Here is a 19,766-nt window from a genome sequence, read left to right as displayed (position 1 = left end):
AGGGTTCAGGCCGGGCTGGTATCAGCTCGGAGTGATGTGAGAGTATCAGTCCATGATGACGTCAGTCGACACTGATCTGATCCGGGTTCTGGCCGACCCGCTCAGACTCCGGATCGTGACCCTGCTCGCCCAGGAGACGCTCTGCACCACGCATCTGGTCGAGGAGACGGGTGCCAAGCAGACCAACCTCTCCAACCATCTGAAGGTGCTGCGGGAGGCGGGCGTGGTCGAGACGGAGCCGTGCGGCCGATTCACCTACTACCGGCTCAAGCCCGACGTCATCGCCTCCCTCGCCGGCCAGTTCGCCGACCTCGCGGAGGCCGCGCGCGCCACCGCCGAGAACAACGTCAAGCGGTCCTGCCCCTGATCCCCGTCGCCCGCTGCGACAGCACCGAGGAGTCCTTGTTGACCGCCACCCACGAGTCCGCCGCGGGGTCCCCCATAGCGGCCGAGCCGCAGCCCGCTCCGGGCGCCACCCCTCCCCGTACCCCACTGGTCGCCAAGGCCGCCGCCGAACTGTTCGGCACGGCGGCCCTGGTCGCGGTCGTGGTCGGCTCCGGCATCCAGGCCACCGAGCTGACCCACGACGTCGGGCTCCAACTGCTGGCCAATTCCCTGGCCACCGTCTTCGGGCTCGGGGTTCTGATCACCCTGCTCGGCCCGGTCTCCGGCGCTCATTTCAACCCGGCCGTCACGCTGGCCGAGTGGTGGACCGCCCGGCGCGGCGGTGCCGGAGTCACCCTGCGGGAGGCGGCCGTGTACGTCCCCGCGCAGATCATCGGCGCGATCGCGGGTGCCGTGCTGGCCGACGCGATGTTCGGCGAGCCGCTGATGAAGTGGTCCACGCACGACCGCTCGGCCGGGCACCTGCTGCTGGGCGAAGTCGTCGCCACCGCGGGACTGATCCTGCTGATCTTCGGCCTGGCCCGCACCGACCGCCTGCGCTTTGCCCCCGCGGCCGTCGCCGCGTACATCGGCGCCGCCTACTGGTTCACGTCCTCGACATCCTTCGCCAACCCGGCGGTGACGATCGGCCGCGCCTTCACCGACACCTTCGCCGGCATCGCGCCGGGCTCTGTCGCGGGCTTCATCGGCGTGCAACTCGTCGGCGCAGTGGTGGGACTGGCGCTGGTCACGCTCATCTTCATGCCAGGTCGGGACGTCGCCGAGCAGCCTGCCCGTCCAACGGTGGGTCGTGGCGTCGCAGGCCTACCCCGGGATGGCGAACCTCATCCCTGACGATGGCGATTGAGGTCCGGCCGCGCATTCGGTATCCGGCTGACTGCCTGGCCCCCGAGGGGGCCGGCACGAGCGGCCACTGATCGTTCAGCCCGTCAAAGTGCCCTGGTGGAAGTACATGCGCCAGCCGACTTCCGTCAGACGCCACACGGAGCTCCGCCACGCTCGGCGCCCGCTGTGGTCGGTGAAGTACGTCAGATGAACGATGCCGGGTGCGAGTACGGCCCCCGACATGTCACTGACCTCGACCCGAGCTTCGGGGGCCACCGAACCGTCGCTCGGCACCGTGAGAATCGACGTCACGTCCCAGCGCCGCCCCGACGCTCCGATCTCGAGGAACTCCGGGTCCAGCAGCTGGGAGACCAGGGACGGCGAAGCGCGCACGGCAGGGTCGAGAAGCCGCATCTCCGCCTCAATGGCCGCTTGTACGGCACGCTCACTCTCGTCTGTCATGTATGGACCCTACGGATGTTCGCCATCACGTCACAGCGAATTGGTTCACGCAGCACAAGCAGCGACACCGGTGACGACGTCGCTTCCCGTCAACATGTGGGGCTGGACTGAGCACCAACTGCCTCCGGAACCGAGGCACAAGTCCTGTCATTCTTGGTGTGGGCCCAGGCATTGTCGTTCAGGACACGTTCGACGTTGATGCCTCGTGCGGCGAACCACGCTGTGGCGCGGGTCAGGAAGCCGGTGCAGGTCGAGGTGGTCCTGTCGGGCAGGACCTCGGTGTGAGCGAGGCGGGTGTGGTCGTCCAGGGCGGCATGCGGGTAGGCGTATCCGACGCCGTTGAGGAGGTTCTTGTCCGGGCCGTCGACCGCCGCTGCTTGCCAGGCCACTGCCGTTGTCGGCAGGAGGCGGGGGAGTACCTGACCGACGGGAGCGGGCTGTGCAGGAGCGGCTCATGAGCTGGGTGCCCGCCAGGCATCCGGACTGGGCTCTATCAGGTTCCAGCTGACGAGGCCTCGCCCGCATGGGCCGCCGAGGCTGATGCCGTGTCAGGCGGGCTGTGGGTTGATCCGCCTGGCGGCAGATGTGTTTACGGGTCAATCGGCCCGGTTAAGTCTCGCACCCGGCAGGCACGGCCCCCTCACCCGCCCCGGTTGTGGCTGTCGTCAATCTTCCCTGCTCCCGGATGCCGTCGGTGTATTCGGGGACCGGCCCTCGGGCCTCACTCATGTCTGGAGTGCTCATGAGACTCGTCGCGAGAACGGGCGGCGCCGTCGCGGCACTGTCCCTCGGCCTGGCTTTGGTGCCGGCCGTCCCCGCCCAGGCAGCTGTCGTCCACGTCGGCTGCAACGTCGAGGAACTCAGGGATGCCATCGACACCGCCAACGGCGCGGGCGGCGGCACCATCGATCTGGCACCCAAGTGCACCTACACCCTCACCGACGCCAACACCGTCGGCAGCCAAAACGGCTTTCCCGACATCACAACGGACATCACCCTCAAGGGTGGCAAGCGCACGGTCATCGAGCGTTCCAGTGCTCCCGGTACCCCGGAGTTCCGCTTGTTCCGGGTCGGCGCCACCGACGGTGAACTCACGCTCAACCGCCTCACCCTCCGCAACGGCAGCACCCCCTTCGGCGGCGTCGCCCTCGTCTTTGGTTCCATCGCCGTCATCAGCTGCCAGCTGACCGGCAACCACGCCACCATCGACGGCGGCGCCATCAACGGGCAGCCCGAGAGCACCATCACCGTGACTTCGAGCGAGCTGGAGAAGAACACCGCCGATAGCGCCGGCGGCGGAATCTCATCGTTGGGCGATGTCACCCTCACGCGCACCGAGGTAAGCAGGAACACGGCCGGCTTCGGGGGCGGCGTCGGGGTCTCGGGCCCCGTCACCTTCAACCACAGCAAGGTGAACGGAAACACTGCCACTGGCGCCAGCGGCGGTGGCGGCGTGTACCTCGTCAGCACAACCGGCACCTTTGACTCCACGGATGTGAGCCGGAACAAGGCGACCGGCGCGGGAGCCGACGGTGGCGGCATCCTTGGTTCCGGGAACTCGATCATCAATCTTCGTTCCAGCTGGGTCAGCGGAAACAGCGCGACCGACGTGGGCGGCGGCATCCTCAGCCAGCAGGAGCTGAACGCCCGGAGAAGCACGGTGCAGGACAACACCGCAGGTACCCAGGGCGGCGGCATCTGGAGCGGCGGTACCACGCGCCTCGATGGGACCAAGCTCAAGGGCAATCGGACGACCGCTGCGGGTTCTCAGGGCGGCGGCCTGTTCGCCGGCTCGGGAACCGCGACTCTGATCCGTTCCGAGGTCAGTAGGAACCGTGCCGATGGCACGGGCAGTGATGGCGGCGGGATCTACGAGCAGCCCGGCGGCACTGCCACGATCGACCGGACGAAGGTCGCGAACAACCATCCCAACCACTGCGCGCCCACCGGCGCCGTCACCGGCTGCGTGAACTGACACCAGACCTGACCGGGGACTTCTGCTCCAATCACACGCTCGGGTCGGCACCTCCCGTCTGCCTCGCGGACTCCGCTCCACTCCCGATTCCGCCCACCCCGTGGCACTTCACACCGCCGCCTGGCCCGAGGGGCCCGCTGTGGGTGCAGAACCCGTACTTGATCCCGAGGTGTGTCCTGAGGGCCCGCAGGCGGAGGACCGTCTGCGGGCCCTCGGCGCTCCGTCTCCCTGGGCGTTGTCCCTGCGGCAAGGCAAGTTGAACCGGCGTATGCCATGGCGAGGACGGTCAAGGTGCCGGTGCCGGTGCCGGTGCCGGTGCCGTGGCCGGGCGGCATGGCTGCGGTGAACCGCCTAGGCGTCTTCCGTGAGCAACTCCGCCAGGCGGTCCACGAATTCGGTGAGCCAGTCCAGTCGTGATCCGCTGCGGGCTGTACGGAATCCGTGTCGGCGGCCCCAAAACGCAGCCTGGACGGCGTGGAACTGCGCCCAGCGTCGGGCGCGTTCGCGATCGAGTTCCGCGGCCTCGGCGAAGACGGACAGCGTGCGGTGGACAGCCTTGCGCAGGTCGTCCGCCTTGAGGAGCGTCAGCGCACGCGACTTGAGCAGCGTGCCGCTGTCGTAAGCAGGATCTCCGGCGTACCCCTTGGGATCGACGGCCAGCCATGGCTCGCGGTCGGCGCGCAGGATATTTCGGGCGTGGAGGTCGCCGTGGATGAGGGTGTCCGGCTGCACGCGGCCCAGCTCGCGGACGGTCGCTACGGCGGCGTCCACCACGTAACGCGACAGTGTGTGCGCCAGCTCCCCGGCATCCTTGCGCAGCTGCACCTCCCAGGCGCCGGCCTGCTCCCGCAGCCGGGGCAGGCCGGGAGGCGCGGGGATGGCCAGTCGGCGACTGATCCGCCCGGCGATCGTCACCAGCTCATCGCCGTCGTGAACCTCTGCAAGGGTCGACGTCCGGATCCGTTCCAACAGCATCGCGAACCGCTCGTCGTCGCGCTCGTAAAGCAGGACAGCTCCACGCCCGCCCCACGCCGAAAATGCGTCCGGTTCATGCACGTTGCCGGGATGCGGAAACGACACCTTCAGCACAGCGGTCCCGTCAGACCGCCGTCGCACCGGGACGATGACCCCGACACCCCCATGCATCACCTCAACGTCCGGCACGCACCCCCAGCGCGCCAGCAACTCCTCTACGGCCCCGGGTAGTTCGGCGAGCCACGCCGCTCCGCGCTCTCCTTCACGCTCCACGGTGCTCCGTGCAAACGCCTCTGGAATCCCGATCATCCAGGCACCCTACGCGCCGGCCCCGAGGGCTGATCGATGTCACCGAAGCTGGCGATCGGCAGGTTGTCCCGCCGAACATCGAGTTGCCTGTTCACAGGGGTGGGGTCGGGACGGAAGACCCATCCATCACGATCATCAGCCGCGGGGGCTGCTGATCCGTTCGGGTTGGATCACATAGATGACCCGGACCTGGTCACGGCCGCCGAACCATGGGTAGGGGCCGCCGAGATACTTCTTGGCGAGCGCCTCGATGTGTTCGACCGCTCCCTCGGTGGTCACCCGCACCACACGGCCGCGGATCTGGACGTAGGAAGCCGGTTCCGAGGGATCGGCGATTGCGACGGCGACCCGCGGGTCGCGCGCGATGTTTCGGGTCTTTTGATGCGACTCGACGCTGTTGATCAGGACATGCTCGCCGTCGGTGTCGACCCATGTCTGGGTGAGCTGGGGAGAACCGTCGGGCATCGTTGTAGCGATGTAGCAGGTGCTGGGGCGGCGCAGCAGCGCCACCACGTCCTCGCCGAGGGGTACGGGCACGGGGTTCTCCAGGGGTCGGTTCGGTGGGGTGCTGGGGTAACGGTAGCCGCGGCGGGGTACCCGGCCCCCGCCGCCTTGAACTTTCGATCACCGGCTGTACGGATCCAGAGGGGTTGCCCGGGCCGACAGCTTCTCGCCTGGCTCCGTCCGAGCCGAATTCAGGGCCTTCCGCACCGTCCGCCACATCACTTTGCGCTTGCGGTGGGGCTCCCGCATCGACATGCTGCCGCGATGGTTCCGCCGGATCGCCCGTACAGCTCGACCAGTTGCGGACGGACCGTGGACGCGGTGCTTCACTGCACCACCTGCCTGCACCCCTACCGGTGCGGCGGCGACGAACTCACGGAGCACGTGCCGGTGGAGTGAGAAGTACATCTGTCAGTCACTGTTCCGTGCCAAGCCGAGCCCGCCGGTCACTGCTCGGGGCGTGGTTCGCCGCTCCCACGTCTGCGTCGACGCCCGGGCCGACTCCTTGCTACGGGGTCCGAAAGGCCCCTGGACCGCTACATGAGCCTGAGAGCGATCACGGCCCGGTCGTCGTCCGCTCCGACCGACCACTTTTCCGTGTCGGCCTTGATGAAGGACACGAGAGCCTCGGGGTCCAGTGCCCTGCGGCCGTCGCCGAAGTGATCTGTCAGCCGGTCGATCACCGGGTAGAACTCGCCACCTGCGTTCCGGGCCTCGGTCACCCCGTCCGTGTACAGCAGGATCACTTCCCCGGTCCGCAGCGGATGGGTGGTGACCTCGGCGCTCACGGGGCCGAGTTCGCCCAGGCCCAGAGGCAGGCCAGGGGCGGTAGGAAGCCGTTGCGTGCCGTGCGGCGTGAGCATGAGCGGTGACGGATGCCCGCGGTCGACGATCCTCACCGAGCCTCCGTCAGGTGGGAACTCCAGAAGGAGGGCCGTGACGAACAGCTCCTCGTCGCCGTCCGGGCATCCGGAGTTGCGGGCGATGCTGAGCTCCAGGCGCTCCGCGAGACGGCTCAGGTCCCTCCACTCGTGGGCGGATACGCGGAAGCTTCCCAGGACAGTGGCGACCGTCTGGACCGCATCCAGTCCCTTCCCGCGTACGTCCCCGAGGATGACCCGGACACCGAACGGGGTCTCGCACAGTTCGTAGAAGTCACCACCGACCAGCGTGCCGCCCTCCCCCGCCTGGTAGAAGCCCGCTGTCCGCAACCGACCGAGCTGTTCCGGGAACGGGCGCAGCAGCGTCATCTGCATCGCCTCGGCGACGGACCGGGCGTGGACCAGGCTGGCCTCGGCCCGGATCCGCTGTCGTGACAGTGCGATGCTGGCGATACCGATCAGCACAGTGGCGATGTAGAGGGCCAGGTGGTGCTGTTCGTCGAAGTGCCCGGGGCGCCGGGATGCCAGCCACATCTCCATCCCCAGGCATACGACGGCAATCGCGGCGGTGTGCCGCGGGCTCCGGGTGGCTGCAGCCAGCGGTGGGGCTCCGACCAGCAGAAAGCTCAGCGGTTCGCGGTTCTGGACCAGTACCAGGTCCACCATCACGTCCACGGCCATCAGCCACAGGGGGAGCCACCAGACCCACGTCCTGTCGCTGCCAGGCCGAGGACGCCACCGCGGCAGCCCTTTGATCCTTCCCGCACCCCCTTCACCGGCATGTGACATAGGGGAACCTTATGCACATCAGATCCGTTTCTTCGCATTGCGGGTGACGAAGTGTCAGAGCGGACGAGCGGATCCGCGCGGGTCCTGCGCTGAAACCAAAGGGTCGGTATGGCCACCTCGACAGGGATGGTCCTCGCCGGACCGGCGGTTCACCTGTTCACGAGCCACCGGACGTGTGCACGAACAGGCTGCGTAGGATCCCCGGATGGCAATCACCAGTCACCTCCTGCAAGGGCCGCGAGTGGTCATACGCCACGTCCGCCGCCAGGACTACGACGAGCTCACAGTGCTGGCCCAGGAGAGCGCTGAGATGCTTCGCCGCTGGCTCGGCGCCCGCGAGAACACGGTAGAAGCGTTCGAGAGCCACCTTGAGCGGTTCGGGCAGCCCACACATGAGGGCTTGGTGATTTGTCTGCGTGGCAGCGGCGCGATCGTGGGCGGCGTCAACATCAACAACCTCGCCAGGGGCACCCTCCAGAGCGGAACTCTGGGCTACACCTCCTACGCCTCCACGACCGGCCGTGGCTATATGACCGAAGGGCTGAGGCTCGTGCTCCAGTTCGCTTTCGGCCCCCTGGAACTGCACCGGCTGGAGGCGAACATCCAGCCTGACAACACCTCGTCGCTGAACCTCGTCAAACGTCTGGGCTTCCAGCGCGAGGGCTATTCGGCCGCCTTCCAGTACGTCAATGGCGAATGGAGGGACCACGAGCGATGGGCCATCACCGCCGAGCTGGTACGAACAGCAGGACAGCTCACGGACTTCCCCCACAGCTCCGCGAGTGAGAAGAAGGGCAGCCCTCCTCCGGGCCCGGGCCAACCCTGACGATGGGCCGGGCCGACTCAGCCGGCCACCCACGATCAGCGCGAACACAGGCTGCTCGGACCCGACGACAAATGCCCGAGACCACGAGCCGCACTCTGGAGGAGGCCGCATCCGCACTGCCCGGCCAGGGCTGCTGGGGTCCGACGTGTCAGGCGGACCCCAGCAGCCCGCGCAGTCCGGGGGTGTCGATGACATGGGCCCGGGACGGGAACACGTTGTCGACCAGTACCTGGTGGGTCCTGGGATCGGGGTCGGCGATGCCGTCGGACAGAACGTAGACCCGGTAGTCGCGGTCGGCGGCGTCCATGAGGGTGGACAGAACGACGCCGCTGGTGCTGATCCCGGCGAGCACCAGGGTGTCGATGCCGCGGTCGGTCAGCTGTTGGTGGAGGTCGGTGGTGGAGGCCGAGCCAAAGCGGATCTTGCGGACGACGATGTCGCCGTGCTCGGGCGCTATCCGCTCGTCGATCTGGGTGGCAGTGTCCTCGTGGTGGAGCATCTTGCCCGCGGCGACCGCGGTGAAGGCTTTGTTGGTCTCCGGAACAGCTGCCCAGTCGTTCTCGGTGAAGGCGACGCGGACGTAACCGATGGTGCCGCCGGCGGCGCGGACGTCGGCGATGGCGCCCTTGACCCGTTCGACGAGTGCGTCGGCGTCGGGGGCGAGGGGGACGATCCCGTTCTGGAAGTCCATCGCCAGCAGGGCGGTCCGCTCAGGGGTGATCGTGGGGTGGGTCGGGGTGCTCACGCTGGATTCTCCTTGGTGGGGGCTCTTGGGGTTCTGGGAGGTGTCGGGAGTGTCGGCCTGCCGGTTCGGGTCGCGGTTCATCAGGCGGCGGTCGAGGGCGGTCAGTAGCAGGACCGCGAGGCCCGCCGCGACCAGCACGATGCCGAGGGTGTGCAGGCCGTGGTCGCTGACCCCGTCGCGGAAGACGATGCTGCCGATCACGGCGGAGGTGATGGTTCCGAGGTATCCGAAGGTCCGGAACAGTCCGGAGGCGGTGCCGATCTGGTCGGGCGGTGCCGCGAGGTAGAGGGCGGTCTGGTTGCCGACGGTGGTGGAGGCGGATGTGATGCCGAAGATCAGGGAGACCAGCACGATCGCGATCGCCGGGCTGTGCGAGGTGAGCAGCATGATGCCGACCGAGCCGAGCAGCATGGTCACCGCCGAGGCGATCAGCGGTCCGCGCACCAGGTTGCGACGGGCGAGCGGGCGCGAGAGCAGCGCGGAGACGGCGCCCATCGGCAGCAGCAGGAGTCCTGCCCCCACAGTGGAAAACCCGTGTGCGGCTTCCATCCACTGGGTCATGCCGTACATCACGGAGTAGACGCCGAGAAGGGTGAGGGCCTGGCGCAGGTAGGTGCGGGCGAGCGCGCCATTGGCGGCGAGGCCGCGGAAGTCGAAGAACGGCGATGTCTTCCGTAGCTCCCACATGACCGTGGGCACGGCCGCCAGCACGAAGACGACGAGAGCGATCCACTCGACGTGGGGGAGGCTCATCAGGAAGATGACCAGCGCGGTCATCGACCCGGCGAAGCCGAGGATGCCGGGCAGGTCGATCCGGTCGGCGACCTTACGGAAACCGCTGTGTCCGTGGTCGGGCACGGGGTCCTTGGGCAGCCAGCGCAGAGCCATCGCCGTGGCGATGGCGGTGACGGGGATGTTGATCAGGAAGGCCCAGCGCCAGCCCGCGGCGCCCACCAGCAGTCCGCCGATCGGCGGGCCGACGGCGGCTGTGGCCATGCCCGCGATCGCGATGCCGCCGAGCACCCCGCCCGGCGGCGCGTCCAGACCGGCCTCCTCGGCGCGGCGCCGGATCAGCACCATCGCGCAGGGGAAGGCGGCCGAGGTGCCGATGCCGACCAGTACCCGGGCGACGGTCAGCATCGCCAGATTCTGGCCGAGGCCGCCGACCAGACCGCCGAGCAGCACCAGCACGACGCCGTACAGGAAGATCCGGCGCGGGCCGAGCACCTCCGCGAGCTTGCCCGCCGTGGGCTGTGCGACGGCGCTGGCCAGGTAGAGCGAGGAGACCAGCACGGCGGTGGCCCCCACCGAGACGTGCAGCTCGGCGGCGATGGGTACCAGAGCGGTCGCGATGATGGAGCTGTTGATCGGGTTGAGGCTGGAACCCACATAGAGCGGGGTGGTGAACGTCCACGCGAAGGGCCTGCGTGCGAGACCGTTCGTCGCAGAGTCGGCTTGTGCGGCGCCGGTACTCACAAGGCGCCGTCGCTCAGGTCGGCCGCGGCCAGACGCTCCAGCAGTTCGATGGCCTTCTCCACGTCCTGCTGCTCGTCCGGGGCGACGACCTGGTCGATGGCCCGCGCCAGGAAGGAGGCGCGTCCCGCGAGCAGATTGTCGACGAGTTCGGTCGCGGACACGTTGGCGCTCATCAGTTTCTTGCGGCCGTCCTGCGGATCGGGCTCGCTGTGGACCATCCCGGCGGCCTTGAGTACCGCCAGGCTCTGCGCGATGGATTGCGCGCTGACGTGCTCCAGCGTCGCGAGTCGGGCAGCAGTGACGGGGCCCTCCCGTACCACGCTTGCCAGTACGCCGAGCTGCGTGGCGGTCAGGCCGGTCGCATGCTGCCCCGACTCCGCGCGCAGGCGTGCGCGCAGTCGTTTCATCGCGTCGTTGAGGCGCTGCGCGGTCGCAGTGGACTGCTGCGGCGTGGGGTTCGTGTGCATGACCCGAGCATAAAACTCCACAAGTGACTTTGCCAAGTTACTTGTGGAGTTTCCCGCGCTGGCGCTGCTGGCCGCCATCCCCGGAACCGCTGTTCGCAGGCCCGCCCCCATGCCCCTGACGGCAGTGGCCTCCTCCGAGGGCCTGGCCGCCGTCGTTCCTTCCCGCCCGGTGGCGGCGGATGTTGCGGGGGGAGGGGAGCCCTGTCGTCAATGACCTTCCCGACCTTGGTGGGCGAGATGCCGACGGTGTGGCCGGCCGTCAGGTCTCACGGCGTACTTCGTCCGGTATCGAAGGACCGCCACTCCTGCCTGCTGCAGTTGGCCGCCACGCAGCCGAGTCACAGGTGGATGGGCAGGTGGCGGGGGCCTCGGAGCATGGCGTTCTGCCGGTAGGGGGGCGGGTCCTGGGCCAGGCTTGCCGCGCTCAGGTGGGGGATCAGCGCGCCGAGTGCGGCCTCGGCCTCGAGGCGGGCGACGGGTGCGCCGTAGCACAGGTGGATGCCGCTGCCGAAGCCGAAGTGCTGGTTGTCCGGCCGGGTGGGATCGAATCGATCGGGCTCGTGGAACCGCCTCGGGTCGCGGTTGCCTGAGGCCAGCGCCAGTACGACGGACGTTCCTCGGGAAATCGTGGTGCCGGCGATGTCGATGTCGGCGTGGGGGACCCTCTCGCGCATGTGGACCGGGGGTTCGTAGCGCAGTAGTTCCTCCACCGCCCGTGGCAGCAGGTCGGGCTCGCGACGAAGGTGGTCCAGTTGCTCGGGTTGGCGCAGCAGTGTGAGGACTCCGTTGGTGATCAGATTGACCGTGGTCTCGTGCCCCGCGATGAACAACAGCACAGTGGTTTCCGCGAGTTCCTCCTGACTGAGCCGCAGGGCCGGATCCGGCTCGTTGACGAAGGCGGAGAGCATGTCGTCGGTGGGCCGGTCGCGGCGCTGTTCAGCGAGGTTGACCAGGTACAGGCCCATCTCCTGCCGGGCCTGGCGGCCCGTCTGGTCCCGTTCCGTGGTGTCTTCCTCGGGCCCGATGTCGGCAGTCGCGACGATGGCGTCGGTCCATGCCTGGAACAGCGACTCGTCCTCGCGCGGGACGCCGAGCAGTCGGCAGATGACTGTGATGGGCAGGGGGTAGGCGAAGTCGTCGACGATATCGATCTGCTTGCGGTCCCGGAGTTCCTCGACCAGTTCCCCGGTGATGCGGGTGATCTCGCCGCGCATGGCGTCGACCCGGCCGGGGCTGTGCGGCGGGCCGAACGGGCGCATCGCCAGCGTGCGCAGCCTGTGGTGCTCGGGGTCGTCGAGCCGCAGGAACGGCGGCTTCACCGTCTCACCGGCCGGGTACGGGGACGGAGCCGTGCGGATGCGTGGATCGGCACTCATCCGAGGGTCGTGGAGCAGAGCAGCGATCTCGTGGTAGGTGCCGATCAGATAGCTGCCGTCCGCCTGCCGCACCACGGGACCGGCCTCGCGGAGTTCCGCGTACAGCGGGTAGGGGTTGGGGCGGTTCTCGTAGTCGGTGATCCGAGCCAGCAAGGTCTCGGAGTCCATGGTGGCTCCTCGTGATTGGGCGGGACGTGGGTCAGCGGGTGGGCTGTACCACCGTCAGCCGGCGATCGGGCAGGTGACCGGTGAGCGCCACGGTGGGGCCGTGGGACAGCCCGCTCGCGTCCGGCACGTCGGAGGGAATCGTGATGTCGGCCGCGATCGCACGGTCCGCCGAGCCGGGCGGGGGCGGGAACGGAGCGGCCGTCTCGATCAGGTGCTTGTAGTAGTCGAGCGACTTGGCCATGTCGACGGTGACGGCGGCGGTGACCCGTCCTTGGAAGCCGTAGACCACGGCCAGGCGGCGCGCCTCCAGAGAGCCTTGGGCGATGACCACGTGGTCGGAGTAGGTGGGCACGCCCACCGACTTGATGTTGAGCCCGAACTGGGTCGACCAGAATGTCGGAACAGCGAGGTGCGGGCGCCGCAGCGGCCCTGGGCAGACCATGTTGTGGGCCGCCACCTCGGCCTGTGCGACCGCGTTGCCCCAGTGTTCCAGGGAGAGCATCTGGTACCCGAACAGAGGGTGCGGGAACCGGGAGACATCGCCGGCCACGAAGACGTCGTCGGTGACGATCCCGTACATGTTGAAGGCCCGGCACCCGGCGTCGCAGGCGACTCCGCGCGGACCCGCTGCCAGCCCGGACTCCGCCAGCCACTCGACGTTGCGGACCGCCCCCAACGCCACGACGCACAAGTCCGCGTCGACACGGCTTCCGTCGGACAGGTCCGCACCGACGAATCTGCCGTTCCCGTCCCCGCGCAGGGCGGTGACCGTCACCCCGCAGCGCAGGTCCACGCCGTGGTTGCGATGCATGACGGCCGCAAGTTTCGACAGGGTGCCGCCGAGCGCGCCCACCAGGGGTGCGGGGCCCCGTTCTGCGACCGTGACCTCGATACCCCGCTCGCGGCAGGCCGAGGCGATCTCCGAACCGGTGAAGCCGGCGCCGATCACCAGCACCCGACCCGGCCCGGCGGCCAACCGCTCGGCCAGGCCCCCGGCCTCGTCACTGGTGCGCAGGGTGAACACCCCGTCCAGGGAGGCCTCCTCCGGGTTCGGCCAGGGGCGCGCCCGGGTCCCGGTGGTGATGAGCAGCCGGTCGAACGGCAGCGACTCGCCGTCGGCCAGCATCACCTGTTTCTCCAAAGGGTCCAGGCCGGTGGCGGCTACTCCCAGCCGCCAGTCGGCGTCCGGATCCCGGCGCATCGGCAGCGCCGTGGCGTCCGCCGACGCCTTGCCGAGCAGTACCTGCTTGGACAGCGGAGGGCGGTCGTACGGCGGGTGGGGCTCATCCCCCACCACGGTGAGTGAGCCGGTGAAGCCTTCGTCGCGCAGCGTCTCCGCGGCCCTCAACCCGGCCAGCGACGCGCCGACGATGACGATACGGCCGTCCCGCAGATCACCGGGCACGGGCGCTCACCCCCTCGCCGGCGAGGATGGCCTGGACCGGGCACGCCGCCGCAGCCTGGCGCACGCGCTCAACCTGGTCGTCCGGGACGGCCGTGGCGTACAGCAACCCCTCTTCACCGTGCAGCTCGAACACTTCCGGCGCGAGGAACACGCACTGCGCATAGCCCTGGCAGCGCGTGAGGTCCACAACGATCTGCATGGCTGGTCACTCCCTGAGTCGTCCCGGCGTCCCCTTACCTTTCTACGCCGGTATCGCACCGGGCGCCCTTCACGCCCGTGTCGCACCAGGTGCCCACCTCGGTACTCGTTCTGCGGGTCCTGCAAGGGGTGACGGAGGCGGTCCGCAGGACGTGGGCTCAGCACCGACGGAAACCCACCGACCCGCAGCAGGTCGGGAAAATGCTTGGCCCATTGGACCAGTGGCGTGGCGTGGGCAGGTCTGGGGTGTGACCTCCGGATCGGTGTGCGGCAAGGAAGGTGGTGGTCAGGCGTCCAGGGGTTCGGCGAACGTGCGGTAGGGGCCGCGGCCGGTGTGCAGCTGCCACAGGGTGTCGGCGAGCACGTCGGGGTCCTTGCGCGGGTCCCCGGGCGTGATGGCGCCGGGGATGATCAGCTGGGCGACGTGGATGTTCTCTGCTTGCAGCGCGTCGTGCAGCATTTGGCCGTAGGCGCTCTCGGCGGCGAACGCGACGGAGGTGCCGGCGCGGTCGGGGTGCGGGCGTACCGCGGTGCCGCCGTTGACGAAGATGACGGTGCCGCGGCCCAGTTGGCGCATTCCGGGCAGAACCTGCTGTACGGCCGTTGCGGGGCCGTGCACCGAGAACGCGAGCGGGGCGGCCAGGTCTCCGGAGCTGGTGTCCAGTACCGGTTTCATGAAGTCGCGGTGGGGGATCGGGCTGTACTGCAAGACCTCGATCGGGCCGAGCAGGGTGGCGGCAGCGTCCAGAGCGGCCTGCAAGGAATCCGGGTCGCTGACGTCGGCGGCAAACCCCTGGGCGCGGACGCCCTCCTTGGCCAGGACCGCGGTGAGGTCGTCGAGGTGCTGGGGGGTGCGGGCGATCAGGGCGATGTCGTGGCCTTCGCGCCCGAAGCGGCGAGCGGTGGCCAGGCCCAGGCCGGGGCCTGCGCCGATGATGGCGACAGTGGTCATGGTGTCTTCCTCACGAAGGGGCCGCTGCTGCGGTGAGCGGGCGACGGGACGGGGTGTCAGCCGGGGGTGAGACGCAGGGTCGCGGCACGGGCGGTGTCCGCGACCATGGGCGGGACGTAGGCGCTGTAGCGGGCGTACTTGGTGCGGTAGGCGTCGTCCAGGCGTTCCGTCAGGGCCGGGTCGTCGACTTCCTTGAAGGTCACGTCCCGGTCGACGCCGCCGGCCGCGATGTGGCCGGTGTGGGTGGCCCGGGCGGTGCGGAACCAGGCGCCGCTGCGGCCGCGGTAGGCGCGCACGTACAGGTCGTCGCCGTCGCGCACGACCCAGATCGGCGTCGGTGGGCGCAAGCTGCCGTCCGTGCGACGGGGTTGGATGCTCAGTTCGTCGGCGCTCGCGATACGGGACAGTTCGTCCGGTGTCCAGGTGGTCATCCGTGGGCCTCCTTCCGAGTTGCGCGGCATCATCGCCCCGGTACCGGCCGCCTGCACCGGACGGGCCGCGATCAGCAGGTTGTTGCAGGTACTGGCGGAACCCCCTTTCGCGCACGGGGTTCAGCCGGATCTTGTGGACAGCACCAAGAACAACACAAGGACAACACCAAGAACATCCGGGATTTCCCGGCCGGCCGCCGCGCGAGGATCACCCCGCCGTAGGCGTCCTGCCCGCCTACGGCGGCAACGGCCCGTGCCCCGACTTGCCCGCGGCCGATGCGGCCCGGCCCTGAGAACCAGGGCAAGGCCGAGCAGGGGCCGACCGGCTGTGGCTCAGGGCCTGAAGAGCGTCTTGATGGCGCGCCGCTCGTCCATCGCTCTGTAGCCCTCGGCGACCTGCTAGAGCGGTAGTACCAGGTCGAAGACCTTGCCCGGGTCGATGCGGCCGGAGAGCACCCGGTCGATGAGGTCCGGCAGGAATTCGCGGATGGGTGCCGTGCCGCCGCGCAGGCCGACGTGGGAGTAGAACAGCTCTTCGCCGTCGATCGCCACACCGTGGGGAACGCCGACGAAGCCGACATTGCCGCCGGGCCGCGTCGAGCGCAGCGCCTGCTGCATGGACTGTTCGGTGCCCACGCACTCCAGCACTCGGTCGGCGCCGATACCGCCGGTCAGCTCCTTGACGCGGGCGATGCCGTCGTCGCCGCGCCCGGCGACGATGTCGGTGGCACCGAACTTGCGGGCCAGATTCTGCCGGGGCTCGTGCCGGGACATGGAGATGATGCGGCCGGCGCCCAACCGAGGACACGATTACGGCCACCACGACGCGGACCGAAGAGCAGCAGCCCTGACCGTATCCAGCCAACTGCGAATGGCGGCGGGTCCAATCCGGCACGGGCGCAGCACTACCGGTGCGGCCGAGTGGCGGAGTGGCTCCTGCCCATCGCTCACGACCGGCTGCCCTTCGACACTTTGCGGTGCCGGTATGCGTTGCGGGCGAACCGGCGGATCGGATCTCCAGCGGAAACATGGTGCAGATATCGCTGTTCCACAGCCCCATTTCCCAGCTCATCGCGTGGTCGCCGACAAGCGCAGAGGCTTCCCGCCTCTCACCCCCGCTGTGCGCTCGCCCTCGGGGCGCCGGACGGGCATTCTGACGAAGGGTGCCCCTTGCCGTCTCGCCACCCCGACCCCTCAGCCGCACGGCGCTGGGCCCAGCTGCGGCGAGGTTCCCGTACCGAACGCCGGCAGGGCGGCGTAGGCCGCATCCCGGTACGGCGGCGGAGCCATTTGGCCAGGCGGCGGAGGGCGATCACCGCACGGCCCTGTTGTGCGACACCCATGGCACTGTCCCGCTCTGCAGCAAGGCGGCCCTGTCGGCGGGACCTGAGATTCCATGACAGCACATGGCTCCCGGCGGACCGTTCTGGCCCGAGAGGATCTGGAAATGTCTGACAACGACGTGAGCATGCGGAAAGTGCTGGCAATCGTCACGAACTACGGTGTCGAGCAGGACGAACTCCTGGTACCTCTCGAACACCTGCGGGGCTGGGGCGCGGATGTGGATGTAGCTGCCGTGTCAGCGGGCGACGTCCAGACCCTCGTCGGCGACAAGGCCCCCGGAAAAACCGTTCGGCCCGAATTCACTCTGAGGGAGGTCGACCCGGCCGATTACGACCTACTGCTTGTGCCGGGTGGCACGTTGAACGCCGACAGGCTGCGTCGGCAGGACTCGGCGACGGAGATCGTCCGCTCCTTCACGTCGACAGGCCGCCCCGTAGCAGCCATCTGCCACGGCCCCTGGGCCCTGGTCGAAGCGGGTGTGCTCGAAGGCAAGAAACTTACCTCCTACCCGTCGCTGAGGACCGACATCCGCAATGCCGGTGGTGAATGGGTCGACGCGCCAGTCATCAAGGATGACTCCCGCGGCTGGCCCCTCATCACCTCGCGCAATCCAGGTGACCTGGGGCCGTTCCTCCGCGAGATCGACGCAGCGCTCGCCGTAAACGCTCACTGACCATTACTGGCCCTGCCGCTGCGCGGCTTCTACCAATAGTGCTTGCGACCGGCGACCGCGTGCCCCAGCGATCCGAGGATCCAAAGGACAACCCCGATCACGGCGAGAATGATGCCGATTGTCCACAGGATGGAGATTCCGAACAGGAATCCGATGACAAGCAGAATGACTCCGAGAACGATCACAGCGTGCTCCGATCTCGCATATAGGTTCACTTTCCACTGTGATCCCGATATGCCGCATGGGCAACTGCTCGGGGAAGGGGGGACAAGCCCGGCCCCAAAAGCCCCGTCGTCCGACGGCGACGGTCTCCCGGATTCGTCTGCCGCCCCACGAGCCTGCCGTTTCGGACGGCTCCGAGAAGCAAGCAGCGAGCGACGCAGCACAGAGGGCACGAGACGGCGCAGCAGCCTTCTCTTCCTGCTTCGGCTCTGCCTGGGACGAACGAGCGTGCCCCGCGTCCTGCACGCGACACTGCACAGCGCGGCCACCAGCCGTTGCGTGCAGTGATGGCGGTCCCCAGGCCGTGCGAGACAGTCCGAGATACGGTTAACCGAGGCTGTATATCATGAAATGGCGCCCAGTGAATGTGGCGCGGTAGCGACTCGTCGTCTCCGATTCCGGAGAGGGAACATGGCCGCAGGCGAAGAGGACAGGACTGAGCGCGTCCGACGCTCGTCCAGCAAGACGCCCGCCAAGAAAAGCGCCCGGAAAACCAGCACCGAACGGGCGAGCAGCCGAACGAGCGAAGGCGAAACCAAGCGCACGTCCAGGCGGCTCTCGGCACCGCGGGCCATGCGGTACGCGGCTGAGCAGCTCCAGGAGCTTCTTGGTCGCCCACCCGAGTCCGTCTCGGCCTTGAAGCCGACGGAAGAAGGCTGGCAGGCGAATGTGGAAGTCATGGAGCTGGAACGTGTTCCCGGGACCACGAGCGTGATGGCGAGTTATCGAGTGACGCTGGACAAGGAGGGTGAACTGGTCGCATACGAGCGCACCCGCCGCTACACCCGAGGGCAGATCGACCCACGTGGCTGAGGTTCGGGAATGCCACGCAACACCGCATGAACGGAAACGGCCGCGCCAGGAGCGAGCCGTGAAAGGAGGCACCATGACTGTGGTGCCGCAAGGTGGAGGAACCATTTCCAGGGGCGGCGGCGGAGGGTCCGGGAACCTCTACGACATCCTCGAATTGATTCTGGACCGCGGACTGGTCATCGACGTCTTCGTGCGTGTGTCGCTGGTGGGCATCGAGATCCTCAAGATCGACGCCCGTATCGTCGTGGCGAGCGTCGACACCTATTTGCGCTTCGCGGAGGCCTGTAACCGCCTCGACCTGGAGTCGGGCCGCAAGGCACCCGCCCAGCTGACCGACCTCGTAGGTGAAGTGACCGAAGGCGGGGCGCACGGCAAGACCAAGGGAGCCCTGAGCGGGGCCGCAGAAGCGGTGACCGACGCGCTCAAGGGAGGGCATGACGACGAGGAGTCCGAAGAGAGCCGCAAGGAGCCCGAGGAGAGGCGGGAGCGGCCGAGGCGTCGGCCTGCCGCCCGACGTCGTGAGGAGTGAGCCATGGCCGTATACGTCTACTCCATCGTCGCGGCCGACCATCCGCAGCGCCTGGACGACCTCGACGGGGTAGGGAACCCGCCCACGAGCCTTCGCACCGTGAAGACCGACAAGCTGGCGGCGGTCGTGAGCGACTCACCCGAGGACCTACGTCCCAAACGCAGGGACCTCGGCGCACATCAGGCCGTGCAGGAGCGACTGATGGCCGACGGCACGGTTCTACCGTTGCAGTTCGGCTTCACCACTCTTGACGACGACGCCGTCCGAGCGGTGCTGGAGGACCGCAAGGACGAGTTCACCGAGCGGTTGCAGGTGCTGGAAGGTTGCGTTGAGTATCACCTGAAGGCTGCCCAGGACGAGGATGCCCTGCTACGAGAGATCCTTTTGGAGTCCGACGAGGCGCGCGGGCTCAACGAGGAGATCAGGAGCGGCAACAGCAGCCCGGACCTGTCGTTCGCCCTCGGCGAGCTGGTCTCCCGGGAAGTGCAGGAGAGGCAGGACCGGCTCGCCGCTGGAGTCCTCGATGCCCTGCGGGGGTTCGCACGGGAGGAACGCTCGTCGCAGGCGACGGGAAACGACTTCCTGAGCGTGTCCTTTCTGGTGGAGCGGGACAAGGAGCAGAGTTTCCTCAGCGAGGAGCAGGGTCTCGCCAAGGAGCTGGGGGAGGACTTCGACCTCAGGCTCGTCGGCCCGTTGCCCGCATACAGTTTCGTCTAGGGAGTCCTCATGGGACTGTTCACTCAACTCGCCACCCTCCCACTGGCGCCGGTGCGCGGCGTGGCCTGGGTCATGGAGCGCGTCGTCGAGACCGCGGAGAACGAGTACTACGACCCAGCCCCCGTCGAGCGGGAACTCGCCGAGCTCGAGAAGGCGCTGCTGGCGGGAGACATCGACGACGAAACCTTCGACCGACGCGAGGACGAACTGCTGGACCGGCTGGACGAGATCAGGGCCCATGTCCAGGGCACCGACACTTGATTGCGGCAGCTGCCGCAGAGCCGGAGCGCTGCGAGGCG

22 protein-coding genes and 2 pseudogenes are annotated in these 19,766 nt (G+C 68.4%); 10 read left to right on the top strand and 14 right to left on the bottom strand.

Going from position 1 to position 19,766, the window contains the following annotated elements; translation table 11 throughout:
* Positions 1-52: 52 nt before the first annotated feature.
* Both OHB49_RS03280 and OHB49_RS03275 read left to right on the top strand, forming a co-directional pair.
* The gene (locus OHB49_RS03280; protein ID WP_030979158.1) at positions 53-367 is read left to right on the top strand and encodes an ArsR/SmtB family transcription factor; all 315 of its coding nucleotides are present in this window, start codon (positions 53-55) and stop codon (positions 365-367) included.
* A 38-nt stretch (positions 368-405) separates the two neighbouring features.
* Positions 406-1,239, top strand: a complete 834-nt coding sequence (locus OHB49_RS03275; protein ID WP_052190092.1) for an aquaporin — start codon at positions 406-408, stop codon at positions 1,237-1,239.
* Positions 1,240-1,326: 87 nt separating this feature from the next.
* Here the strand turns inward: OHB49_RS03275 and OHB49_RS03270 are convergent, their stop codons facing one another.
* A complete protein-coding gene (locus OHB49_RS03270; RefSeq protein WP_329157742.1) occupies positions 1,327-1,692 on the bottom strand; it encodes a nuclear transport factor 2 family protein in 366 nt (121 codons plus the stop codon).
* A 149-nt stretch (positions 1,693-1,841) separates the two neighbouring features.
* A pseudogene (locus OHB49_RS03265) lies at positions 1,842-2,033 on the bottom strand (IS481 family transposase); the annotation flags it as partial.
* Positions 2,034-2,434: 401 nt separating this feature from the next.
* Between OHB49_RS03265 and OHB49_RS03260 the strand changes: the two are divergent.
* Positions 2,435-3,667, top strand: a complete 1,233-nt coding sequence (locus OHB49_RS03260) for a hypothetical protein (RefSeq protein ID WP_329157740.1) — start codon at positions 2,435-2,437, stop codon at positions 3,665-3,667.
* Positions 3,668-4,018: 351 nt separating this feature from the next.
* Here OHB49_RS03260 and OHB49_RS03255 read toward each other — a convergent pair whose 3' ends face one another.
* Complete coding sequence (locus tag OHB49_RS03255) at positions 4,019-4,951, bottom strand: aminoglycoside phosphotransferase family protein (RefSeq protein WP_329157739.1); 933 nt, start codon at positions 4,949-4,951, stop codon at positions 4,019-4,021.
* Between the two features lie 135 nt (positions 4,952-5,086).
* Positions 5,087-5,488, bottom strand: a complete 402-nt coding sequence (locus OHB49_RS03250; protein WP_030979145.1) for a PPOX class F420-dependent oxidoreductase — start codon at positions 5,486-5,488, stop codon at positions 5,087-5,089.
* 231 nt (positions 5,489-5,719) lie between these two features.
* Here OHB49_RS03250 and OHB49_RS03245 point away from each other — a divergent pair, with 231 nt between their 5' ends.
* Positions 5,720-5,854 carry a hypothetical protein gene (locus tag OHB49_RS03245; protein WP_267881607.1) on the top strand — a complete coding sequence of 45 codons (135 nt, stop codon included), beginning with the start codon at positions 5,720-5,722 and terminating at the stop codon, positions 5,852-5,854.
* A 137-nt stretch (positions 5,855-5,991) separates the two neighbouring features.
* Here the strand turns inward: OHB49_RS03245 and OHB49_RS03240 are convergent, their stop codons facing one another.
* A complete protein-coding gene (locus OHB49_RS03240; protein WP_329157736.1) occupies positions 5,992-7,017 on the bottom strand; it encodes a PP2C family protein-serine/threonine phosphatase in 1,026 nt (341 codons plus the stop codon).
* A gap of 313 nt (positions 7,018-7,330) precedes the next feature.
* On the opposite strand from OHB49_RS03240, the gene OHB49_RS03235 reads away from it, so the two are divergent.
* Positions 7,331-7,951 carry a GNAT family N-acetyltransferase gene (locus tag OHB49_RS03235; RefSeq protein ID WP_329157734.1) on the top strand — a complete coding sequence of 207 codons (621 nt, stop codon included), beginning with the start codon at positions 7,331-7,333 and terminating at the stop codon, positions 7,949-7,951.
* A gap of 148 nt (positions 7,952-8,099) precedes the next feature.
* On the opposite strand, the gene OHB49_RS03230 is transcribed toward OHB49_RS03235, so the two are convergent.
* From OHB49_RS03230 to OHB49_RS03195, 8 genes and pseudogenes are all read right to left on the bottom strand, one after another.
* Positions 8,100-10,172 carry an MFS transporter gene (locus OHB49_RS03230; RefSeq protein ID WP_329157732.1) on the bottom strand — a complete coding sequence of 691 codons (2,073 nt, stop codon included), beginning with the start codon at positions 10,170-10,172 and terminating at the stop codon, positions 8,100-8,102.
* A complete protein-coding gene (locus OHB49_RS03225; protein ID WP_329157731.1) occupies positions 10,169-10,639 on the bottom strand; it encodes a MarR family winged helix-turn-helix transcriptional regulator in 471 nt (156 codons plus the stop codon). The genes OHB49_RS03230 and OHB49_RS03225 overlap by 4 nt, the downstream gene beginning before the upstream one ends.
* Positions 10,640-10,977: 338 nt before the next feature.
* Positions 10,978-12,183, bottom strand: a complete 1,206-nt coding sequence (locus OHB49_RS03220; RefSeq protein ID WP_329157730.1) for a cytochrome P450 — start codon at positions 12,181-12,183, stop codon at positions 10,978-10,980.
* Positions 12,184-12,214: 31 nt separating this feature from the next.
* On the bottom strand, positions 12,215-13,588 hold the full coding sequence (locus OHB49_RS03215; protein WP_329157729.1) for an NAD(P)/FAD-dependent oxidoreductase: 1,374 nt from the start codon (positions 13,586-13,588) through the stop codon (positions 12,215-12,217).
* A complete protein-coding gene (locus OHB49_RS03210; protein ID WP_326746178.1) occupies positions 13,578-13,787 on the bottom strand; it encodes a ferredoxin in 210 nt (69 codons plus the stop codon). The genes OHB49_RS03215 and OHB49_RS03210 overlap by 11 nt, the downstream gene beginning before the upstream one ends.
* 285 nt (positions 13,788-14,072) lie before the next feature.
* A complete protein-coding gene (locus OHB49_RS03205) occupies positions 14,073-14,738 on the bottom strand; it encodes an SDR family NAD(P)-dependent oxidoreductase (protein ID WP_329157726.1) in 666 nt (221 codons plus the stop codon).
* A gap of 56 nt (positions 14,739-14,794) precedes the next feature.
* Positions 14,795-15,169, bottom strand: a complete 375-nt coding sequence (locus tag OHB49_RS03200; protein ID WP_329157724.1) for a DUF2255 family protein — start codon at positions 15,167-15,169, stop codon at positions 14,795-14,797.
* A gap of 333 nt (positions 15,170-15,502) precedes the next feature.
* Positions 15,503-15,967 (bottom strand): annotated as a pseudogene (locus OHB49_RS03195) (zinc-binding dehydrogenase); the annotation flags it as partial.
* 649 nt (positions 15,968-16,616) lie between these two features.
* On the opposite strand from OHB49_RS03195, the gene OHB49_RS03190 reads away from it, so the two are divergent.
* On the top strand, positions 16,617-17,186 hold the full coding sequence (locus OHB49_RS03190; protein WP_329157723.1) for a type 1 glutamine amidotransferase domain-containing protein: 570 nt from the start codon (positions 16,617-16,619) through the stop codon (positions 17,184-17,186).
* 29 nt (positions 17,187-17,215) lie between these two features.
* Here OHB49_RS03190 and OHB49_RS03185 read toward each other — a convergent pair whose 3' ends face one another.
* Positions 17,216-17,371 (bottom strand): DUF6131 family protein, encoded by a 156-nt coding sequence (locus tag OHB49_RS03185; protein WP_329157722.1) that lies wholly within the window; start codon positions 17,369-17,371, stop codon positions 17,216-17,218.
* 448 nt (positions 17,372-17,819) lie between these two features.
* Between OHB49_RS03185 and OHB49_RS03180 the strand changes: the two genes are divergently transcribed.
* The 4 genes from OHB49_RS03180 to OHB49_RS03165 all read left to right on the top strand — a co-directional run bounded on the left by OHB49_RS03180 (position 17,820) and on the right by OHB49_RS03165 (position 19,728).
* Positions 17,820-18,221 (top strand): gas vesicle protein GvpO, encoded by a 402-nt coding sequence (locus tag OHB49_RS03180; RefSeq protein ID WP_329157720.1) that lies wholly within the window; start codon positions 17,820-17,822, stop codon positions 18,219-18,221.
* A 73-nt stretch (positions 18,222-18,294) separates the two neighbouring features.
* A complete protein-coding gene (locus OHB49_RS03175) occupies positions 18,295-18,750 on the top strand; it encodes a gas vesicle structural protein GvpA (RefSeq protein ID WP_030979113.1) in 456 nt (151 codons plus the stop codon).
* 3 nt (positions 18,751-18,753) lie between these two features.
* Complete coding sequence (locus OHB49_RS03170) at positions 18,754-19,467, top strand: GvpL/GvpF family gas vesicle protein (RefSeq protein WP_329157717.1); 714 nt, start codon at positions 18,754-18,756, stop codon at positions 19,465-19,467.
* Positions 19,468-19,476: 9 nt separating this feature from the next.
* Positions 19,477-19,728: a gas vesicle protein GvpG gene (locus OHB49_RS03165; protein ID WP_030979109.1), complete on the top strand. Its 252-nt coding sequence runs from the start codon at positions 19,477-19,479 to the stop codon at positions 19,726-19,728.
* Positions 19,729-19,766 lie beyond the last annotated feature (38 nt).

The organism is Streptomyces sp. NBC_01717, assembly GCF_036248255.1.
In the GTDB taxonomy this organism is placed as follows: domain Bacteria; phylum Actinomycetota; class Actinomycetes; order Streptomycetales; family Streptomycetaceae; genus Streptomyces.
This window is presented reverse-complemented; position numbering and strand designations above follow the sequence as displayed.

Excerpts from the sequence above, each read along its gene's own strand:
- OHB49_RS03200 (WP_329157724.1), bottom strand. The coding sequence starts at position 15,169 with ATGACCACCTGGACACCGGACGAACTGTCCCGTATCGCGAGCGCCGAC.
- OHB49_RS03175 (WP_030979113.1), top strand. The coding sequence starts at position 18,295 with ATGACTGTGGTGCCGCAAGGTGGAGGAACCATTTCCAGGGGCGGCGGC.
- OHB49_RS03180 (WP_329157720.1), top strand. The coding sequence starts at position 17,820 with ATGGCCGCAGGCGAAGAGGACAGGACTGAGCGCGTCCGACGCTCGTCC.
- OHB49_RS03205 (WP_329157726.1), bottom strand. The coding sequence starts at position 14,738 with ATGACCACTGTCGCCATCATCGGCGCAGGCCCCGGCCTGGGCCTGGCC.
- OHB49_RS03245 (WP_267881607.1), top strand. The coding sequence starts at position 5,720 with ATGGTTCCGCCGGATCGCCCGTACAGCTCGACCAGTTGCGGACGGACC.
- OHB49_RS03260 (WP_329157740.1), top strand. The coding sequence starts at position 2,435 with ATGAGACTCGTCGCGAGAACGGGCGGCGCCGTCGCGGCACTGTCCCTC.
- OHB49_RS03220 (WP_329157730.1), bottom strand. The coding sequence starts at position 12,183 with ATGGACTCCGAGACCTTGCTGGCTCGGATCACCGACTACGAGAACCGC.
- OHB49_RS03240 (WP_329157736.1), bottom strand. The coding sequence starts at position 7,017 with ATGGCCGTGGACGTGATGGTGGACCTGGTACTGGTCCAGAACCGCGAA.
- OHB49_RS03280 (WP_030979158.1), top strand. The coding sequence starts at position 53 with ATGATGACGTCAGTCGACACTGATCTGATCCGGGTTCTGGCCGACCCG.
- OHB49_RS03165 (WP_030979109.1), top strand. The coding sequence starts at position 19,477 with ATGGGACTGTTCACTCAACTCGCCACCCTCCCACTGGCGCCGGTGCGC.
- OHB49_RS03190 (WP_329157723.1), top strand. The coding sequence starts at position 16,617 with ATGTCTGACAACGACGTGAGCATGCGGAAAGTGCTGGCAATCGTCACG.
- OHB49_RS03170 (WP_329157717.1), top strand. The coding sequence starts at position 18,754 with ATGGCCGTATACGTCTACTCCATCGTCGCGGCCGACCATCCGCAGCGC.
- OHB49_RS03225 (WP_329157731.1), bottom strand. The coding sequence starts at position 10,639 with ATGCACACGAACCCCACGCCGCAGCAGTCCACTGCGACCGCGCAGCGC.
- OHB49_RS03210 (WP_326746178.1), bottom strand. The coding sequence starts at position 13,787 with ATGCAGATCGTTGTGGACCTCACGCGCTGCCAGGGCTATGCGCAGTGC.
- OHB49_RS03270 (WP_329157742.1), bottom strand. The coding sequence starts at position 1,692 with ATGACAGACGAGAGTGAGCGTGCCGTACAAGCGGCCATTGAGGCGGAG.
- OHB49_RS03255 (WP_329157739.1), bottom strand. The coding sequence starts at position 4,951 with ATGATCGGGATTCCAGAGGCGTTTGCACGGAGCACCGTGGAGCGTGAA.
- OHB49_RS03235 (WP_329157734.1), top strand. The coding sequence starts at position 7,331 with ATGGCAATCACCAGTCACCTCCTGCAAGGGCCGCGAGTGGTCATACGC.